Raw genomic sequence first — 17,289 nt, forward strand, 5'->3', positions numbered from 1 at the left:
AACCGATGTACGCGCTGTCTTACTGAGCCACGCCGCTTGCCGGCTTCGCGGCGTTGGCCGCTGCCGCCGCTTCGGACGAAATCGACGGCGCCGGTGCGTTCTGGCTCTCGAAATCGTGCTTTTCCTTGATGGCGTTATAGAAGAGTGTGGCGATCACCAGCAATACCGCGACCACGATGAAGACGGCAATGCCAAAGGTCGGGTTCTTCTTGCGCGGCGGTTTGTTCATGAGGCGGGCTCGGTTCGCGAGGCAGTCGCGGATGGTGTCTGGGAAGGCGGCATTCTACGCCCACTGAGCTTGCACACGGCTTGCAGTGGGCATGCTCGGCGGCATGGGCGCGCGAGCTTGCTGGAAGCTTCAACGGCTGACCAGGCGCGCCGCGCGGTTCGCTGTGTGACGAACGGCAAACGATGCACCCGCCGCCTTTCCCCCTATCTCACCACGGCGGGCCTGACGGGCAGCGCCGTCGAATACTTGATCTGCTCCATCGCAAAACTCGAACTCACGTCGTACAGCGGCACGGCGGCGATCAGCAGCTTGTAGACGCGGTCGTAGTCGTCGATATCGGACACCACCACGCGCAGCAGGTAATCGGTTTCGCCGCTCATCCGGTACACCTCCACCACTTCCGGAATCTCCTGCACGGCATGCGTAAAGGTTCGCGCCCACTCCTCCGTGTGCTGGTTGGTGCGTACCGCGACGAACACCGTCGTGCCCACGCCGAGTTTGCGCGCGTCGCAAAGCGCGACCTGCGCGCGGATCACGCCCGCCTCTTTCAGACGCTGCAGCCGCTTCCAGCAAGGCGTTTGCGACAGATTCACGCGTTGCGCCAGTTCGGCGATCGGCATGGTCGCGTCCTCCTGCAGCAACTCCAGCAGCTTCCGGTCGATGATATCCATTCCCATCATGACACCCCCATAGGAAATTATTCTACTTATCAGATTCCAGGGGGAATTATATGGAAACTCTTTCTCCGGGCAAACCGGTATAAATATCGCTATCCGAAAATAACCGATAAGCAGCCTGCCGCTGCCCAACGATCATGAGTCAAGACCTCCGCTCTGCGTCCCTCGAAGGCCTCCCAGCCCAACGCGTGCAACCTGTTAAAACGGCTCAGGCGGGTTCGCGTGAGCCGGTGGACATGCTGTTGCGCGCCGGGCGCAACGCGCCGCTCACGCGTCTGTGCGGTGCCCTGGATGCGATCTTCGACGCCTGCGCCCATTCTCCCGAACCGTCCGATTCGCCATTTTTCGCCCGCAACATGCGTATCGCGCTCGCCGACGCCGCGGCAAACCCCGATTTGCTCACGGCGACGCAACGCGAGGGCTCGCTCGAGAAGTACCGGCGCCATCTGCTGGCTGCCGATCCGCACGGCCGTTATGCGATCGCGGCGCTGGTGTGGCTGCCGCAACAGGCGAGCCCCGTGCACGCGCATCACACGTGGTGCGGTTACGCGGTGGTGGATGGCGCGCTGAGCGAGACGGTATTCGAATGGAACGGCGCGCAGCATTGCGCGAGCGCCACGCGTACGCAAGCGCGCAACGCCGGCGCGGTGTCGTTCGTGCGAGGCGGCCGCGGCGGGATTCATCAGTTGGGTAATCGCAGCGATGCCCCTGCCGTCTCGCTGCATATTTACGGCGTCGCGGGCGCGCAGATCGCGACGCACGTCAACGACATCGTGCGCGCGGCGGATCTGCCGGCGCTGACCTGAAACGAGGCGGCGCGGCTGCCCCGCACTCCACACCTGACGATCCAGTGACGCGCGAGGCCGACGCCTCGCGCCCTCCCGCAAGAGCCACGCACCGCGTGCGCCATCAAGTCTTCCCGCTCACCTCGCCTGCCGTCGGAATCTGCGGCGGAATCGGCGCGGTTTGCCCGGTCGGCGGTGGCGCCGGCCGCGGTTCATGCGACACATCGCGCGCCACGGCGAGCGGCGCATGCACGGCCCGCGCCGCCGACGCCGCTCCGGTCTGCGCATGCTCATGCGGGTGCGGAGCGAATCCCGACACCTCGTCGTCCTGCAAAGGCTGCCCTTCGCTGTCCTTCGACGACGTGTACACACGCATCTGCGGCACCGGAATCTCGATGCCGGCTTCGTCCATCTTGCGCTTCAGACGCAGATTGAAGGCGCGCGCCACGCTCCACTGCTGCAACGGCCGCGTCTTGATCTGCCCTTTCACGACCATCCAGTTCGGATCGAAACGGTCCAGCCCCCACACCTCGATCGGTCCGAGCATCTCACGGCGGTAACGGAAGTCGGCCATCAGATCGGCGCCGACCTCGCGAATCAGTTGCGTGATCTGATCGACGTCGGTGGAGAACGACATGCGCACTTCGAACACCGCATAGGCGAAGTCGCGCGACAGGTTCTTGACGATCTTGATCTGCGAAAACGGAATCGCGTGAATCGCGCCCTGGCCGTCGCGCAACCGCACCGTACGGATCGACAGATGCTCGACCGTGCCCGCATGGCCGCCGTCCACGTCGATCCAGTCGCCCACCGAAATCGTATCCTCGATGATGATGAACAGCCCCGTGATCAGGTCGGTCACGAGCGACTGCGCGCCGAAGCCGATTGCGAGGCCGATCACGCCGGCGCCCGCCAGCAGCGGCGTGACATTGATGCCGAGATTCGCCGCCGTGACGATGCCGGCAATCGTCATGATCGAGACCAGCAGCACGTTGCGCACCAGCGGCAGCATCGTGCGGGCGCGCATGCTCGGCGCGCGCGCCTTGTTGCGCGGCCCGGCCGGATTGAGTGCCTCGGTGATCGCCGTGTCGACCAGAATCCACAGCAGCCAGGCAATGAACACCGTGGCGACGATCGCCGTCACCGCGTGCGCGATACCGCGCGCCGCGACGTTTTCCTCGATCACCGCGGCGAGTGACACACCCCACAAACGCGCCGCGAGTTCGAAGAAAAACAGCCAGATGAAGAGCGTCACCAGCGTGCCGAAAAAGCGCAGCAAGCGCGTGAGATACGGCGAGCGGCGACGCGCGCGCGCACTGCGCGGACGCGTCAGGCGCAACACGATAGCCGACAGGAAGAACGCCAGCACCAGCAGAGCCGCGGTCACCACCGAAATCTGCAGCACGTTTTCGCTCGAACCCGAACCGCCAAGCGTGGCGACCACCGACGCGGTAGCGAGCACCAGCACGGGCACGTGCCACAACGCGGCGAGCACTTCGAAGGCGTCGGTCGCGGCCTTGTGATTGGTGCGCTGTTCGTAAGGCCGGTTGCGAATCAGATGCGCGACCGGCCGGCGAAACGCGAGCGCGAAATAGCCGGTGAGGACGGCGGCCGTCATGTTGGCCGCCGTCGAAATCAACGCGGCGAGGTTCGAGCCGAGCTGATGCGCGACGTCATAATTGACGGCGGCGTCGCCGAGCGCACCGCACACGCCGACCACGAACAGCACGCGCCGCGCATGATCGATCAGCAGGCGCACCGCGATCCGCCGATGCCCCGAGCCGAACAGCGAAAACATGATCAGACAGATCGCCGAAAACACCGCCCCCGCGACGATCGCATACGCGACCACCATGCCGAGCGTGCGGCCAAGCGCATCGGGCATGGCGCGCACGAACAATAGCGCGGCCAGGAAGGCGATGATCCAGGGTCCGACACGGCGCAGCGCGAAAATCAACAGTTCGCGCGTGGTGGGATTCGGCTGGAGTCCCATGACGATGCCGAAGCGCCGGTACAGCCGGTGCTGCACATAGATCAGCGCGCCGGCGCATGCGCCCCAGCCGGCCAGCATCGCGAACATGGAAAACAGAATGCGGCCGAAGCTCTCGTGCCCCTGCCCCGAGATGATCGTGTAGAGCTCATTGCCGGCCGCGTTGAAGCGGCCGCCCCAATAGCGGACCGGCGTGCGGCCCTGATGCACGTCGGATTCGAACGACGCGATGCCGGACGCGATCGCGCCGAGCAAGCCCGGGCTCGGCTGCGCGGGCGCGGGCGGCGCGACCGTTTGCGAGACGTCGCGCAATTTTTTGAGCTGGGCGACGAGCGCGGTGCGCTGGCGGTCGTTGTCGAGCGTGGAGATCACGCTGTCGAGCGAGCGCGCCAGTTCCGCCTGACTCGCCGGCGACGGCGCGGACGCCGCCTCCGCCGCCGAAGCGCCCGAGGCCGAAGACGCGGGCGTCGCCGTCACCGTCGCACTGTTGATCAGGCTCTGCAAGGCCGGAATGACGGGCGTGCCGGTGGCAGCGCCGGCGGCAAGCGCCTTCGCAGGCAGCCAGCCGACACACAGGATCAGCGCGACAAAGACCGCGGCCGCCCATGCACCCAGCCGGGCGCCGAGTTGCGGGCGCGCGCCGCGACGGGCGTCGCCTGCGGCACGGTCGGAAGAAAAATGAAAGACGGCGTGGGTCGCCGGCTGCCCGCCGTTGGACGGCGCAGCCTCGGACTCACGCCGCAACGGGCATGACTGCATGGCAATCCGTAAGAAAACGGGAGACGCCAGTGTATCCGCAGTTTTATCGGGAGCGACCGAACTTGCGTAACCGAATGTTAGGACGCTTGCGCGCGCTCAAACGTTGTGAGGACCGCGCGTGGGTCCTGACGTCGCGCTTGTAACGCCCGCGCGCGGCCGGTTCAGCCTCGTTTCACGCTCAATAGGCGACGGTCGCGATCTGACGGATGAAATGGCCCTGCTCCAGTTCATCGACGAAGGCAATCGCGTAATCTTCGGCGGAAATGCGGCTATTGCCCTCGGCGTCGGCCAGCAGCGTGTTCGCGCCCGTGCGGAATTTGCCCGTGCGCTCGCCCGGCGCGATGATTGCGGCCGGCGCGAAGCAAGTCCAGTCGAGGTCGGTCACGCCGCGGTAATAGTCGAATACCTTCCGATGCGCGAGCGCGATCGGCTTGTAGGCGTCCGGAAAGCCTTCCGTATCGACCAGTTGCTTGCCCGGCGCCACTTCGAGCGAACCCGCGCCGCCCACCACGACGAGGCGCTTCAGGCCCGCCGCGCGCACGCCTTCGACGAGCGCACGAGTCGCCTTGTCGAGCGCCGCAAGATCGTCTGGCGGCGGCGCATAGGCGCTCGCCACCACGTCGTGGCCGCGCACTGCGGCGCCGACGCTCGCCGCGTCGAGCAGATCGGCTTGCGCCGCTTTCAGGTTCGCCACATCGGTCGGCACGCGCGCCGGATTGCGCGCCAGCGCTGTCACCTGATGCCCGCGGCGGGCGGCTTCGGCGGCAATCCGCGAACCAATCATGCCGGTGGCGCCGAACAACGCGATCTTCAACTGTTTGCTCATTTTCAATGCTCCTGTCGTTGGCATATATGTAACTACATCGATTACATATAACGCGGAAAAAAGAGGGGCTTGAGCCCCCGTTCGTTGCGAGGCGCGTGCTTCGATCGACCACCACGCGCCCTTCCGTACTGCTATTTTGCTACGTCACCCGTGCGAGCGCTTCTTGCGTTCGCGCTGCTTCTCGGCACGCATCACGTCAGCTGTGGCGTCGGCCAGCGTGCGCGCACCGAGCGCGGCCTCCATGGCCTGCTGCGCTTCGTCGATGATGCCGCGCAGTACGCCCTGGATGTTGCGCCCGACCATGCACGCCGGATTCGGCTCCTCGCGATGCAACGCGAATAACTGCGCGTCGTCTACCGCACGGTACACCTCGAGCAACGTGATCTCGTCAGGCGCGCGAGCCAGCAGCGCGCCGCCGCCCGCGCCGAGCTGCGAGGTAGTGAGCCCCGCTTCCGCCAGCATGCTCAGAAGCCGCCGGATCAATGCGGGATTCGTATTCACGCTGCCCGCGATCAGGTCCGACGAGAGCGGCGCGCCCTCCTGCAACGACAGCAGCGCGAGCACATGCACCGCGAATGCAAACCGGCTACTCGTGTTCACAGCAAACCCGCCCGGCGACGACAATGTGTAACCATAGTAATTACATTTAATCCGACTGTCAAACGACGACGCACTCCGGCCGGCATATCACTTATCCATCTGCTTCTGCGCATCGCTCGACTCGCCCGATGACGACGAAGCCGCAGCATTCGTCGACGATGCCGAACTCTGCGCCGACCATTCCTGGAGCTTGCGCCCCGCCGATTCGAGGCTTTGCCCGGTCAGCGACGCGGCCTTGCCAAGTTGCGCATTGGTGGCGCTCGCCGCGCTCTGCAGATTGGCCTGCGCGGTCGAAGCGAGCGCGTTGGGGTCGATATTGATCGTGGGCGCCGAGGCGGAATCGAGGTTCTGCTGCGCGGCGGACTTGGTCGCGTCGACCTGCTGGCCGACGTAGCTGGCGGCCTGATCGAGCTTCTGACCGGCGACCTGGGCTGCGTCGTTGAGCTTGCCGGCAACCTGCCCGGCGGACGCGTCATTCTTCTGACAGGCTGCGAGCCCGCCGAACACGATGGCCACGAACGCGGCACGGCGCAGCAAGGATGAACGTATCGATGAAATCATGATTGAGTATGAGCCGCGTCGAGCGGCTTCCGCATGCGAAAACGCGCCAATGATACGCCGTTGCGCTGCACGCGCTCCTCAATGAGCATCTCGAAGCCCGCTCGCTCGAAGCTGCGGCGCGCGCTGAGGCTTACGTCGGCGCTGAGTTGCATGGCACCGGACGCGCGCGCCGCGGCTTCGAGACGCATCAGCAAGCCTGCCGCGAGGCCTTGCCGCGCGTGAGCCGGCGCCACATACAGCATCTCGACATGGTCGGCTGGATGAAGCTGTGCGAACGCAGCCGGCCTGCCTTCGCGCCAGGCCACCAGCGTCACGCCGCGTGCGAGCCTCGCGGCAAAAGCCGGCACGTCGGCGGCGGCCGACGCCCATGCGTCGCGCGCCGCCGCGTCATAGTCTGGGGCGGCAAGCGCCCTGATCGCAGCGCGAAACAGCACGGCGAGCGCTGCTGCATCCTCGGCGCGAAACGCGCGCCATTCGAATGTGTCCATTGCGTGAGCCGTCGCGGTTCTGTCAAACGTAGTGGAGTAGACTGCCTGAGCTTATGAACGTCAATGACGTGAGCGTCAAAGAGCATTCGCTGTGTTCCGTTGATCAATTGGAGGCATACGATGGCGGCAAAGAAGATTCTGTTTCTGACCGGCGACTTCGCCGAGGATTACGAAACGATGGTGCCGTTTCAGGCGCTGCAGGCAGTCGGCCACGTGGTCGACGCGGTCTGTCCGAACAAGAAGGCCGGCGACCGGATCAAGACCGCGATTCACGATTTCGAAGGCGATCAGACCTACACTGAAAAGCCCGGTCATCAATTCACGCTCAACGCCACCTTCGACGACGCCGACCCGCGCCAATACGACGCGCTCGCGATCGCCGGCGGCCGCGCCCCGGAGTATCTGCGGCTCAATCACAAGGTAATCGAACTCGTGCGGCAATTCGCCGAAGCGGGCAAGCCGATCGCGGCTATTTGTCACGCCGCGCAACTGCTGGCCGCCGCCGACGTGATCCGCGGCAAGCGCATTTCCGCCTACCCGGCCTGCGCGCCCGAAGTGAAGCTGGCAGGCGGTGAATACGCCGACATTCCCGTCGACGCCGCGATCACCGACGCCAATTTCGTCACCGCGCCGGCGTGGCCCGCGCATCCCGAGTGGCTGCGCCAATTCCTCGTGCTGCTCGGCACGCGCATCGAACTCTGATCCGTCTGGCTGATCCATCGGCGAGCGCCTTCGCGCTCGCCGACGCTCCCCTTATTTGAGACTAGTCCGATAGTACGTAGCGGAAGGCTTTCCTATAGTCGCCGGCTGACTTGGGAGAGTTTTTCAATGCAACTGACCGACTGGATCGTCATTCTCGCCGTCGTGTTGATGGCAATTGCCTTCTTCTGCGGACGTACGCCGGCCAACTGGTCGCGCGAAAACCGCGCGCGTCGTCTGGCAGGCACGCGCATGCTGGCTCAAGCCGCGTGTTCGGTATGGGCCGCGCTGCTGATCGCCGCGCGCGGCCTCTTTGCGCTGGACGGCCTGCTCGGTCTGCGCCCGGCGCCGCTGGAAGCCCTGACGGGCGTCGCGATCCTGATAGCCTTCGGCTGCTACTGGTCGATTCGCGGCAGCAGAATGCTCAAACCACGCCGTCTCTTTACCGCGTAACGGCTACGGCGCAGTGATGCCGGGCTGGGCATCCGCGGCATGCGCGGCGGCGCCGCTGCCACTCTTTCGATCGCGATCTTCCGGGCCCGGGCGGGCGTCCCGAATGGCTTGAACACTCGCCACCTCCAGTGGCGCTTGCGTGCCGACAGCCTGTTGCGCGATCCGCGCTTCGGCTTCAGGCAGCGACAGGTAGAACGTCGTGCCCACGCCTTCTCTCGACTCCGCCCACACACGTCCGCCATGCCGCTCCACTACGCGGCGCACGAGCGCGAGGCCGATGCCCTCGCCCGCCGCCACATTGCCGTGCAAGCGCTGGAATGCATTGAATAGCCGCGGCAAGGCGACCGCCGGAATACCCAGACCGTTGTCCCTCACGTAGAAAATCCGCAGCGAGTGCACGCCCGGCGGCGCCGGCGTCGTACCGATCTCGATCCTGCCTTCCCGAGACGGGTCCAGATAATTCACCGCGTTGCCGATCAGGTTCGCGAACACCTGTTCCAGCGCGGTGGGGTCGCCCCACACCGCGGGCAATTCATCCACGCTGACATGAGCACGGCGCGCGCGGATCGAGCCTTGCATCGCATCGACTACGCGCGGCACGATATCGCGCACCTCGACCTTCTGCTGTCGATACTCCACGCGGCCCACGCGCGACAGCCGCAACAGCGCGTCGATGATGTGCGAAGCGCGCAGCACCGCCGTCTGCAGATAGTGCAGCGCTTCGCCGATGTCCTCGTCGACCACCCGTTCGATGCGCTGCCGCGTCTCGGCCGCAAGCGACGACTCGCGCACCGCGGCGCGCAGTTCGTCGCACGAGCGAATCAGTTCCTTCGAGAAGCCTTGCAGGTTCACCAGCGGCGCACGCAGATCGTGCGACACGCTGTAAATGAACATTTCGTTTTCCTGGGTCTGCTGACGCAAGGTCTCGTTGATCCGCGCCAGTTCGCCGGTACGGCGCGCAAGGTCGGCCCGGAAGCGCGCCTGGATGCGCTCGGCTTCGAGCAGGCGCCGGCTGGTCTCGTGCAAGGTCAGATCGAGGCGCGCGATTTCGTCGCGTCCGGGGCCGATTGGCGCCAGCGGCTCATTGCCCGCGAGGCGCCCGGCGTTGTCGGCAAGGACCGCGAGCCGCCCGCGCACGCCGCGCGTGAACAACCAGACCGCCAGCGCCACGAACAGCAGGGAGCCGAACACGGCCGCGACCACCAGGGTCTGCTGCCGTTCGCGGGCGGCGTCGGCGGCATTCGAACGCAGTGTGTCGAGACGCCGCTCCTCCGCCTGGAACGCCGCGAGTTGCTGACGAAACCGGTCGAGCACGTCGGACGGCGCGAGGTCGCGGAAGCGCGCGAGCACGTCGCGCCGCCGGCCCGAATGCAGCATGTCCTGAATGCGATCCGACCATTGCCGGTAAGCCTGCACCGCCTGGCGCACCTGAACCACGCGTTCGACTTGGGCCGGATTGTCGGCGACCAGTTCGGCCAGTTGATCGATGCGCCGGTCGACGTCCATCCAAACGGTCACCGGTGTGGAGAAACGGGCGTCGTTAGCGAGCACCGCGCCGCGCAGCGCCACCGACTCGCCCAGCACCGGGTCGAGGATCGCGGTGGTCTGGCGCAGCACCTCTTCGCTGTGGATAGCCCAGCGCTCCGCCTGTGTCGCATCTGCTTGCGCCTTGACCAGTCCGGACAATAGCGCCAACTCGAAGAGGGCCGGAATCGCGATCAGCAACAGCCCTTTAGTGGTCAGTCTCATGCGTGCGCATTGGAGGTCGGTGGCCCGGCAGATCATGCGCGGGGACGGGACATTATGTCGGCGATTGTGCAGGAAAACAAAGAGGGCACGCCATCGGCCAGGCATGCGCCGCCAACGTGCACAACAGGCGCACGCAAAACGTCAGGCTTTTGAATTAAACGTAAATCAAATCGAATAATTCGCCCCGCTTTGGGTCGCGCAGTTCGCGTCGAAAAATTCATGCACATTATTTGTGCGTCCTCGTGCCGTTTCAGGTGCAGACGGGTTAACGGCTCGTTGCTCAAAATACACGCCAAATTCCATCCCGGTGCCGACTTGCACCGTATAGACGCGTTTCGGCACAAGTTTGGCCCACTTCTTGCATTCACTGCCCGCTTTTTTGGCACAAGCAGGACACATCGATGGAAAGTCTGAAAACCGGCACCGATACCCTCTTCCTTCTGCTCGGCGCCGCGATGGTGCTGGCCATGCATGCAGGGTTCGCGTTTCTCGAACTCGGCACGGTACGCAAAAAGAATCAGGTCAATGCGCTGGTCAAGATTCTGGTGGACTTCTCAGTCTCGACGATCGCGTATTTCTTTATCGGCTACACGATTGCGTACGGCGTGCAGTTCTTCGGCAGCGCCGAGTCGCTGGCAGCTCATAACGGGTACGCGCTGGTGCGATTCTTCTTCCTGCTGACGTTCGCCGCCGCGATTCCGGCGATCGTGTCCGGCGGTATCGCCGAGCGTTCGAAGTTCAACCCGCAACTCTTCGCGACGTTCGTGCTGGTCGGCTTCATCTATCCGTTCTTCGAAGGGATCGCGTGGAACGACCGCTTCGGCATCCAGGACCGGCTCGCCCACGTGTTCGGTGTGCCCTTCCACGACTTTGCCGGCTCGGTCGTCGTGCATGCGTTCGGCGGTTGGGTCGCGTTGCCGGCCGTGCTGCTGCTGGGCGCGCGCCATGGCCGTTATCACCGCGACGGCGGCATTGCCGCGCATCCGCCGTCGAATATTCCGTTCCTCGCGCTGGGCGCCTGGGTGCTGGCGGTCGGCTGGTTCGGCTTTAACGTGATGAGCGCGCAAACCATCGACAAGATCAGCGGCCTCGTCGCCGTCAATTCGCTGATGGCGATGGTCGGCGGCACGCTGACCGCGTGGCTCGCGGGCCGCAACGACCCCGGCTTCACGTACAACGGGCCGCTTGCCGGACTGGTGGCGGTTTGCGCCGGCTCCGACGTGATGCATCCGCTCGGCGCGCTGGTGACGGGCGGCATCGCCGGGGCGCTGTTCGTTCATATGTTCACCTGCGTGCAGAACCGCTGGCGCATCGACGACGTACTGGGCGTATGGCCGCTGCACGGTTTGTGCGGCGCGTGGGGTGGTATCGCGGCAGGCATCTTCGGCCTGCGCGCGCTCGGCGGCCTGGGCGGCGTTTCGTTCGGCGCGCAACTGGTGGGCACGCTGGGCGGAATCGTCGTGGCGACGCTCGGCGGCACACTCGTGTACGGTGCGATCCGGCTGACGGTCGGGCTGAGGCTCGATCAGGAAGACGAGTACAACGGCGCCGATCTGTCGATTCACAAGATTTCGGCGACGTCGGAGTGAGGTTCGACTGGGAGCGCCGGCGGCGCGCGAGATGCGCCGCACGAATCTCGTCGGCGCCGAACTTGCGGCATCGCTTCGGTCAGCACGTGCGAGCGCCCCGTTCGTGACCGCGCCGACCTGTCCCCACATGCACTGCCAATGTTAGACTTCTGCGCTGGAGATGGCATTCTCCTTTAACCGCCCTCGTGGCTGATGATGCCTGCTTCGTCCGGATGAACGCGGAGGCGGCATCGCGCTCCTCGCTCTGTCCGGTTTGTCGACACGCCGGTTTTGCCAGGCCTCCTCTCATGTATTGGTCCATTCTCGCTGTCGGCATCGGCGGCGCGCTCGGTTCGTTGTTCCGCTGGTTTCTGGGCATCCGCCTGAACGGCATCTTCAGCGGCTTGCCGCTCGGCACATTCGCCGCCAACGTCATTGCCGGCTACGTCATCGGCGTCGCGGTCGCCGGTTTCGCGCGGGCGCCGCAGATCGCGCCCGAATGGCGGCTCTTCGTCATCACCGGCCTGATGGGTGGACTGTCGACTTTCTCGACTTTTTCAGCGGAAGTGGTGCAGCGCCTGCAGGACGGCCGGCTCGGCTGGGCGGCGGGCGAGATCGTGATTCACGTGGCCGCTTCGCTTCTGATGACCATTCTCGGCATCGCGACGGTGTCACTGCTGTCGCGCTGAAATCGCGGCGAGCGGCGGCGCGAGGCGCACGCGCGCCTGGCTGCGCTTCGTGAAGCTCAATCATCCGCTGCCGACGCGAGACGACGCGGTTCCTGCCGGCGCGTTTCGCCGCTTACAGCGCGCGCTCCGCGCGTTCTAGCGCCGTATTGATGTCGTCGATCAAGCCGACGCAGCACACAGTCCACTACTGTGCGTTACCGGCCCTCGGCACAATACGCGGCAACAGTTCCGGCGGTACTCCTCGATACAGCGATGAATTCTCCCGTGCCGTTTCCTGGAGAACGACCATGACATCGGCCGCGTTCAAGCCAACGCGGGTGCGGAGGTTGTGCTGAATTTGTTCGATCATGTCGTGCTTCATCGAGTCAGGACGACCCGTGCTAATCCAGATTTGAACCAGCACGAAGTCACGAGTCCGGGGTGCCGCGGAGAAGTTCGGGAAAACGGGATCAACAATGAAGTCGTTGTCTTCGTACTCGTGGATTTTCTGAAAGCGATCATTGCTGGGATAGCCAGCGAAAGAAAGCGCGTCCTGAATACAGTCGGCAATAAGCCGCTTTTCCGCTGGAGTACGACCTTTGTATAAAGATATGGTCTGAATGGGCATCGAATTCCTCTACGGCTAGATGAGGCGCAGATCGCGGCCGACGCGCTCGAAAACGCTCAGCGCAAAGTCAATATCGTCGTCCGCGTGTGCCGCGGATGTCTGCGCGCGCAGGCGAGCCGTACCCTCGGGCACGACCGGAAACGCCAAAGCCGGAACGTAGACGCCCCCTTGCTCGAGCAACTGCGAGAACACCTGTGTCATTTCGGCGTCTCCGATCAGCACCGGAGTGATCGGGCTTTCGCTGTTCACCGTCTTGAATCCGAGTTGCGCTACGCCGCTGCGAAATTTCTCGGCAACGTAGCGCATACGTTCCAGCGACTCCAGATCCGAGCGTGCCAGCGAAACGGCGGCCGCCGCCGCTTCTGCCGCTGCCGGACTTATCGAACTGCTGAAAAGCGCCAAGCGCGCTTTCCCTTTGAGTTCCGCGATGCGCTCATTGCTCGCGCAGATATAGCCTCCCCCGACGGCGCCAAACGCCTTCGAGAGCGTCCCTGTGACATAGTCAATTTTGTCCATGCAGTCATGGAGTTCGGCACTGCCTCGGCCCGTGTTGCCCACCACTCCCGCCGCGTGACTCTCATCGAGGGCGAACATGGTGTTGGAACGGGTCGTCGCTTCAAGAAACTCAGGTAGCGGCGCGGTGTATCCCTCCATGCTAAAAACACCATCGGTAATAAAGAGTTTGCGTTGCTGCGGCTCACCTGAAGACGATTGTTCCAATGCCTGCGATAAACTCGCCACGCTGCGGTGTTTCACTCTCACGACTCGCGCCCGACTTAATCGACACCCGTCGATGATGCTCGCGTGGTTCAACTCATCACTGAAAATCAGATCACCCGCGGTTGTAACGGTGTCGAGTAGAGCGAGATTCGCTGCCGTACAGGAATTGAAGACCACCGCCGCCTCGGTCTGATGAAATTCGGCCAAAGCCTCTTCGAGTCGCCGATGCGCGTTCGTGGTTGCAAGCGGCGGGTTCATCCCGGTGCCGGCGCCATATTGCCGCAAGCCCTCATGAAACGCGGCCAGCACATCGGGGTGGTTTGCCAAACCCCGGTAGTTGTTGGAGCCGAGCACGATGATCTTCTTACCATCTATCCGAGCACTCCCCGATATGGGACTTTGTATCACTCTCAACGACATGAAAATTTCATCCTCCGGCACTAAACGCTGCGCCTACCTCTTCAGTTAAGCCGCCTGGGTTTGCGACGTCCACACTCGATCATGGGCACCCTCATTTGCGCCCATGACCCGCTCCGCAAGTGGTTTGGGGAAACTTCTATTTTCATTAGAAAATCTGATCCAACGCCGGCGCAATAGCGCCTCCGTCTCACCATGCGTTTGAAGCAGAAATTTTCCCGATTTCGTGGTGAAATTGTACGCGCGGCAGAAACCGCCACGCGTTACCATTTCTGAAGTTTAATGATTAGAATTTCTTATCTATGGAAAAGCGGCTACCGCCATTGAATGGGCTTCGCGCGTTTGAAGCAGCAGCGCGTAATCTGTCACTCAAGCTGGCAGCCGACGAACTGTGTGTGACTCCCGCAGCGGTCAGCCAACTGGTGAAGGGCCTCGAGAGCTATCTTGGAGTCGCGCTGTTCGTCCGTGCCAACCGGGGTATTCGTTTGACCCAAGCGGGCGTCGACTATCTACCGGCAATTCGAAACGCGTTCAAACAGATTGGCGATGCAACTCGCCGCATCGCCAAAATTGCGGAAACGGGGACGCTCACAGTCAGCGTGACGCCGTCGTTCGCCTCCTACTGGCTGATTCCTCGTCTCCAAAGCTTTCACGAGAAACATCGCAACATCGACCTCCGGGTGATGACCGGCAAGGAACCCGTCGACTTTGCCCACGACGTGATGGACGTAGCGATCCGTCATGGCACCGCGCAGCACGGGAAGTTCTACCGCGAGCGGCTGTGCGCGGTGGATCTCATTCCGGTCGCCAGTCCGACCTTGATCGCGCAGTTCGGAATGCCCGAAACGGCTTCGGATCTGACGCGCTGGCCGCTCCTACATGAGGTCGAGCGAATGAACTGGCATCTCTGGTTTCAGTCGCAATCCGTGCAAGGTATGAGCCTGCCAAGCGGAACGGCGTTCGATGACTGCGGCATGATGCTAACCGCGATTGTTGCTGGACAAGGTGCTGGTCTCGTCCCCGCGGCAATGGCAGCGCCTGCCCTCGGCGACAACAGGATAGTCAAGGTTTGGGATTTTGATTGGCCCGAGGACTATGCCTATCATCTGGTCTTGCCCGATGGAGACTATGGACCCTTGGTGGCTGCTTTTCGCGAGTGGATAATCGGAGAGATTGCCAACTCATAGAGGATATCTGAGCATCGCTCGCTGCGTAAAACGCGCCACGCCAACTCGAACGTCGAAGCGGCGCCCTGAATCTCTTCGAGTGTGAAATCGCGAGCAATGAAGATCGCCGCCACCGGCGCGGCGTATCAAACCGACATGAACGCCGGTCCATGACGGAGGCCGCTTACTTCTGCAGCAGCGCTTCCTGGTGAGCCTTCACGAGGTCTGCCATGCTGTTGAAGCGGAAGTTCACGGCAGGTTGTTCGCCCGGGTTCATCGTCGCGCCGAAACCGGTCTGCGAATGGCGGCGATAGATCCAGCACGATGCCAGCCCGAACGCGTTCGCGGGCTTGTGGTCGTGAAACAGACTTTCCGCGGTATGGAGAATCGTCTCCTTCCCGATACCGCGGGCGCCCAGCTTGTCCAGCATGTACTCGAAGTTACGCGGGGACGGCTTATAGGAGCCGACGTCCTCCGCGGTGATGATCGCGTCGAATTCGACCTGAAGCTTCGCGTTGCTGTGCGTGAAGCTCTCATTGTCGATGTTCGACAGGATCACCAGCTTGTAGTACTTCTTCAGGTACTGCAGCGCAGCCGCCGAGTCCTCGAATGCCGGCCAGTTACGTACGGACTTGCCGTAGGCGACGCACTCCTCGTGCGTGAAAGGCACCTGCCATTCTTCGGCCAGTCGCTTGTACACGATAGGAAGCAGTTCCTGGTAACGCTTGGCGGGCGTGTAGGCCTGCTGCGACGACTCGTGACGCGCGTGCGCTTCGAGAACCTGATCCCGCGTCAGCGGCGGACTCACGCGCTCGAGCAGAGGACGCAAGCCTTCGAAGATGCCCGTTTCCCAGTCGATCAGCGTGCCATAGCAGTCGAAAGTCAGCGTATCGAAGTCGGTCAGTTTCATAGTCAATCCTCCTGTTGGTTGGTGAGCTAGACATAGTCTATTGGGCGTGAGCAGCAGCCGTTACTTGTGTTTCTCGCTACCCCCGCGCTTCCTTGATCCACGCTAGTTAGCTCCCATTCGAAGCCTACAATAAGCTTGCGATCCAATCTGGCTGGACGTAAAGTGAGCGCTCGACAAATCAGCAGATGAGGTGATGGATGCTTAAGTTCCTGGCGTTAGGTGTCGCATTGGGTGTTTCCGGCACGGCGTTCGCTAAAGCCGATTGCCCGGCCCATCCGAAGAGCGAGTGGATGAAGGAATCGGATGCGCGCGCTCAACTCGAAGCAGAGGGCTATAAGATCAAGAAGTTCAAGGTCGACGGCAACTGCTACGAAATCTACGGCCACAACAAAGAGGGCAAAAAGGTCGAGATCTACTACGACACCAAGACGCTTGCCGTCGTGAAGTCCGAGATCGACTAAGCTCTGGCGCGCGCGATGCCCGTCAAAACCTGGGACATGGGCGTGCGATTCACGCATTGGACCGTTGCGGGCATCGTCGTGTGGAATCTGTTCGGGCCGACTGATCAGACACATCGGGTACTGGGATATATCGCTGCGGGTCTCGTTGCATGTCGCATCGTGTGGGGGTTTATCGGCACGCCGTACGCGCGATTCTCCGCCTGGTGGCCGACGCCGGCGCATGTGAAAGACTACGTGCGCTCGCTGGGCGCCGGCAAGCCACTGCGTCATCTGTCGCACAATCCGCTCGGCGGCCTGATGGCGATCGCACTCTGGCTGCTGATTCTCGCACTGGCGGCAAGCGGCTGGCTGATGCGCCTCGACGCCTTCTGGGGTGAAGACTGGCCGCATGAGCTTCACACGTATTTGTCAATCGCACTGCAAGTTTGCGTGTGCGTCCATATCTTCGCGGCCGTCGTCATGAGCATCTGGACACGTGACAATCTGATCGGCGCGATGCTGTCCGGCTTCAAACGCGATCCCGCCGACAAGCGCTGACGGCTGCGAGCGCGCTCCGCCGCTAACGACCGCTTGCGGGCCCACTACGAACGCCGGACACGGCCATTCACCCCCGGCCCGTTCCGATGGCGCGCTGAATCGCGAATCCAGAGGTTCGCAGACTCACCCGGCATCGAACCCGGCGCAGTCACAGCGTTCGATCACAAAACGGTTTGCTGCGCTGCACGCTCGGGTTTGCCCGGTTGCCGCGGACGGATGCGAAGCATAGGCTTTGTAATACTTTGGTAAGCGTTATTCGCAGGTTGCCGGATAAGCCAGCCGTTTCCGCGATCTGCGCAGGATGCACAGGTGTCACGACCGCGCCGCACAGTTCGGCGCCGGGATACTTCCCCGCCGTCATACGGGTCACGCTGGCGTATCAAACGATGCTCTGATTG

Annotated in this window: 19 protein-coding genes and 1 riboswitch; of the genes, 8 read left to right on the forward strand and 11 right to left on the reverse strand. The window is 63.1% G+C overall.

The features are described 5' to 3' along the window. Nucleotides 1–19: 19 nt before the first annotated feature. Together ACQKRQ_RS16710 and ACQKRQ_RS16715 are read right to left on the reverse strand one after the other, a co-directional pair. Nucleotides 20–229, reverse strand: coding sequence for a hypothetical protein (locus ACQKRQ_RS16710; RefSeq protein ID WP_408175779.1), 210 nt, complete (start codon nt 227–229; stop codon nt 20–22). A 203-nt stretch (nt 230–432) separates the two neighbouring features. Beyond that, complete coding sequence (locus ACQKRQ_RS16715) at nt 433–906, reverse strand: Lrp/AsnC family transcriptional regulator (protein WP_132376926.1); 474 nt, start codon at nt 904–906, stop codon at nt 433–435. A 236-nt stretch (nt 907–1,142) separates the two neighbouring features. On the opposite strand from ACQKRQ_RS16715, the gene ACQKRQ_RS16720 reads away from it, so the two are divergent. Next, nucleotides 1,143–1,712 carry a cysteine dioxygenase gene (locus ACQKRQ_RS16720; protein ID WP_427478365.1) on the forward strand — a complete coding sequence of 190 codons (570 nt, stop codon included), beginning with the start codon at nt 1,143–1,145 and terminating at the stop codon, nt 1,710–1,712. A 103-nt stretch (nt 1,713–1,815) separates the two neighbouring features. Here ACQKRQ_RS16720 and ACQKRQ_RS16725 read toward each other — a convergent pair whose 3' ends face one another. The 5 genes from ACQKRQ_RS16725 to ACQKRQ_RS16745 form a co-directional block, all read right to left on the reverse strand. Next, on the reverse strand, nt 1,816–4,440 hold the full coding sequence (locus tag ACQKRQ_RS16725) for a mechanosensitive ion channel domain-containing protein (RefSeq protein ID WP_427478220.1): 2,625 nt from the start codon (nt 4,438–4,440) through the stop codon (nt 1,816–1,818). A 178-nt stretch (nt 4,441–4,618) separates the two neighbouring features. Then, complete coding sequence (locus ACQKRQ_RS16730) at nt 4,619–5,266, reverse strand: NAD(P)-dependent oxidoreductase (protein WP_427478222.1); 648 nt, start codon at nt 5,264–5,266, stop codon at nt 4,619–4,621. A gap of 144 nt (nt 5,267–5,410) precedes the next feature. After that, nucleotides 5,411–5,866 (reverse strand): Rrf2 family transcriptional regulator, encoded by a 456-nt coding sequence (locus ACQKRQ_RS16735; protein WP_427478224.1) that lies wholly within the window; start codon nt 5,864–5,866, stop codon nt 5,411–5,413. Between the two features lie 87 nt (nt 5,867–5,953). Then, nucleotides 5,954–6,427 carry a hypothetical protein gene (locus ACQKRQ_RS16740; protein ID WP_132374969.1) on the reverse strand — a complete coding sequence of 158 codons (474 nt, stop codon included), beginning with the start codon at nt 6,425–6,427 and terminating at the stop codon, nt 5,954–5,956. Continuing rightward, the gene (locus ACQKRQ_RS16745; protein WP_427478227.1) at nt 6,424–6,915 is read right to left on the reverse strand and encodes a GNAT family N-acetyltransferase; all 492 of its coding nucleotides are present in this window, start codon (nt 6,913–6,915) and stop codon (nt 6,424–6,426) included. The genes ACQKRQ_RS16740 and ACQKRQ_RS16745 overlap by 4 nt, the downstream gene beginning before the upstream one ends. 120 nt (nt 6,916–7,035) lie before the next feature. On the opposite strand from ACQKRQ_RS16745, the gene ACQKRQ_RS16750 reads away from it, so the two are divergent. Beyond that, nucleotides 7,036–7,617: a DJ-1/PfpI family protein gene (locus ACQKRQ_RS16750; protein ID WP_132374971.1), complete on the forward strand. Its 582-nt coding sequence runs from the start codon at nt 7,036–7,038 to the stop codon at nt 7,615–7,617. Between the two features lie 126 nt (nt 7,618–7,743). Further along, nucleotides 7,744–8,067, forward strand: coding sequence for a hypothetical protein (locus ACQKRQ_RS16755; protein ID WP_408179221.1), 324 nt, complete (start codon nt 7,744–7,746; stop codon nt 8,065–8,067). Between the two features lie 3 nt (nt 8,068–8,070). Here the strand turns inward: ACQKRQ_RS16755 and ACQKRQ_RS16760 are convergent, their stop codons facing one another. Beyond that, nucleotides 8,071–9,816, reverse strand: a complete 1,746-nt coding sequence (locus ACQKRQ_RS16760) for a sensor histidine kinase (RefSeq protein ID WP_427478229.1) — start codon at nt 9,814–9,816, stop codon at nt 8,071–8,073. Between the two features lie 401 nt (nt 9,817–10,217). Here ACQKRQ_RS16760 and ACQKRQ_RS16765 point away from each other — a divergent pair, with 401 nt between their 5' ends. Together ACQKRQ_RS16765 and crcB are read left to right on the forward strand one after the other, a co-directional pair. Then, nucleotides 10,218–11,405 carry an ammonium transporter gene (locus ACQKRQ_RS16765; RefSeq protein WP_427478231.1) on the forward strand — a complete coding sequence of 396 codons (1,188 nt, stop codon included), beginning with the start codon at nt 10,218–10,220 and terminating at the stop codon, nt 11,403–11,405. A gap of 147 nt (nt 11,406–11,552) precedes the next feature. After that, nucleotides 11,553–11,614: riboswitch (Fluoride riboswitch) on the forward strand. A 78-nt stretch (nt 11,615–11,692) separates the two neighbouring features. Further along, entirely contained in the window at nt 11,693–12,073 is a 381-nt protein-coding gene (crcB, locus tag ACQKRQ_RS16770) for a fluoride efflux transporter CrcB (RefSeq protein WP_132374975.1), read from the forward strand. Between the two features lie 184 nt (nt 12,074–12,257). On the opposite strand, the gene ACQKRQ_RS16775 is transcribed toward crcB, so the two are convergent. Together ACQKRQ_RS16775 and ACQKRQ_RS16780 are read right to left on the reverse strand one after the other, a co-directional pair. After that, nucleotides 12,258–12,680 (reverse strand): tautomerase family protein, encoded by a 423-nt coding sequence (locus ACQKRQ_RS16775; RefSeq protein ID WP_427478233.1) that lies wholly within the window; start codon nt 12,678–12,680, stop codon nt 12,258–12,260. Between the two features lie 15 nt (nt 12,681–12,695). Beyond that, nucleotides 12,696–13,754 carry an aminotransferase class I/II-fold pyridoxal phosphate-dependent enzyme gene (locus ACQKRQ_RS16780; RefSeq protein WP_427478235.1) on the reverse strand — a complete coding sequence of 353 codons (1,059 nt, stop codon included), beginning with the start codon at nt 13,752–13,754 and terminating at the stop codon, nt 12,696–12,698. Nucleotides 13,755–14,119: 365 nt separating this feature from the next. Between ACQKRQ_RS16780 and gcvA the strand changes: the two genes are divergently transcribed. Beyond that, nucleotides 14,120–15,004: a transcriptional regulator GcvA gene (gene gcvA / locus ACQKRQ_RS16785; protein WP_427478237.1), complete on the forward strand. Its 885-nt coding sequence runs from the start codon at nt 14,120–14,122 to the stop codon at nt 15,002–15,004. Nucleotides 15,005–15,167: 163 nt separating this feature from the next. Here gcvA and ACQKRQ_RS16790 read toward each other — a convergent pair whose 3' ends face one another. Further along, nucleotides 15,168–15,893: a haloacid dehalogenase type II gene (locus tag ACQKRQ_RS16790; RefSeq protein ID WP_427478239.1), complete on the reverse strand. Its 726-nt coding sequence runs from the start codon at nt 15,891–15,893 to the stop codon at nt 15,168–15,170. Between the two features lie 197 nt (nt 15,894–16,090). On the opposite strand from ACQKRQ_RS16790, the gene ACQKRQ_RS16795 reads away from it, so the two are divergent. Further along, a complete protein-coding gene (locus ACQKRQ_RS16795) occupies nt 16,091–16,354 on the forward strand; it encodes a PepSY domain-containing protein (RefSeq protein WP_427478241.1) in 264 nt (87 codons plus the stop codon). A 15-nt stretch (nt 16,355–16,369) separates the two neighbouring features. After that, on the forward strand, nt 16,370–16,891 hold the full coding sequence (locus tag ACQKRQ_RS16800; RefSeq protein ID WP_132374981.1) for a cytochrome b/b6 domain-containing protein: 522 nt from the start codon (nt 16,370–16,372) through the stop codon (nt 16,889–16,891). Nucleotides 16,892–17,289 lie beyond the last annotated feature (398 nt).

The sequence above is a fragment of the Paraburkholderia sp. NPDC080076 genome (assembly GCF_050281145.1).
GTDB lineage: Bacteria > Pseudomonadota > Gammaproteobacteria > Burkholderiales > Burkholderiaceae > Paraburkholderia.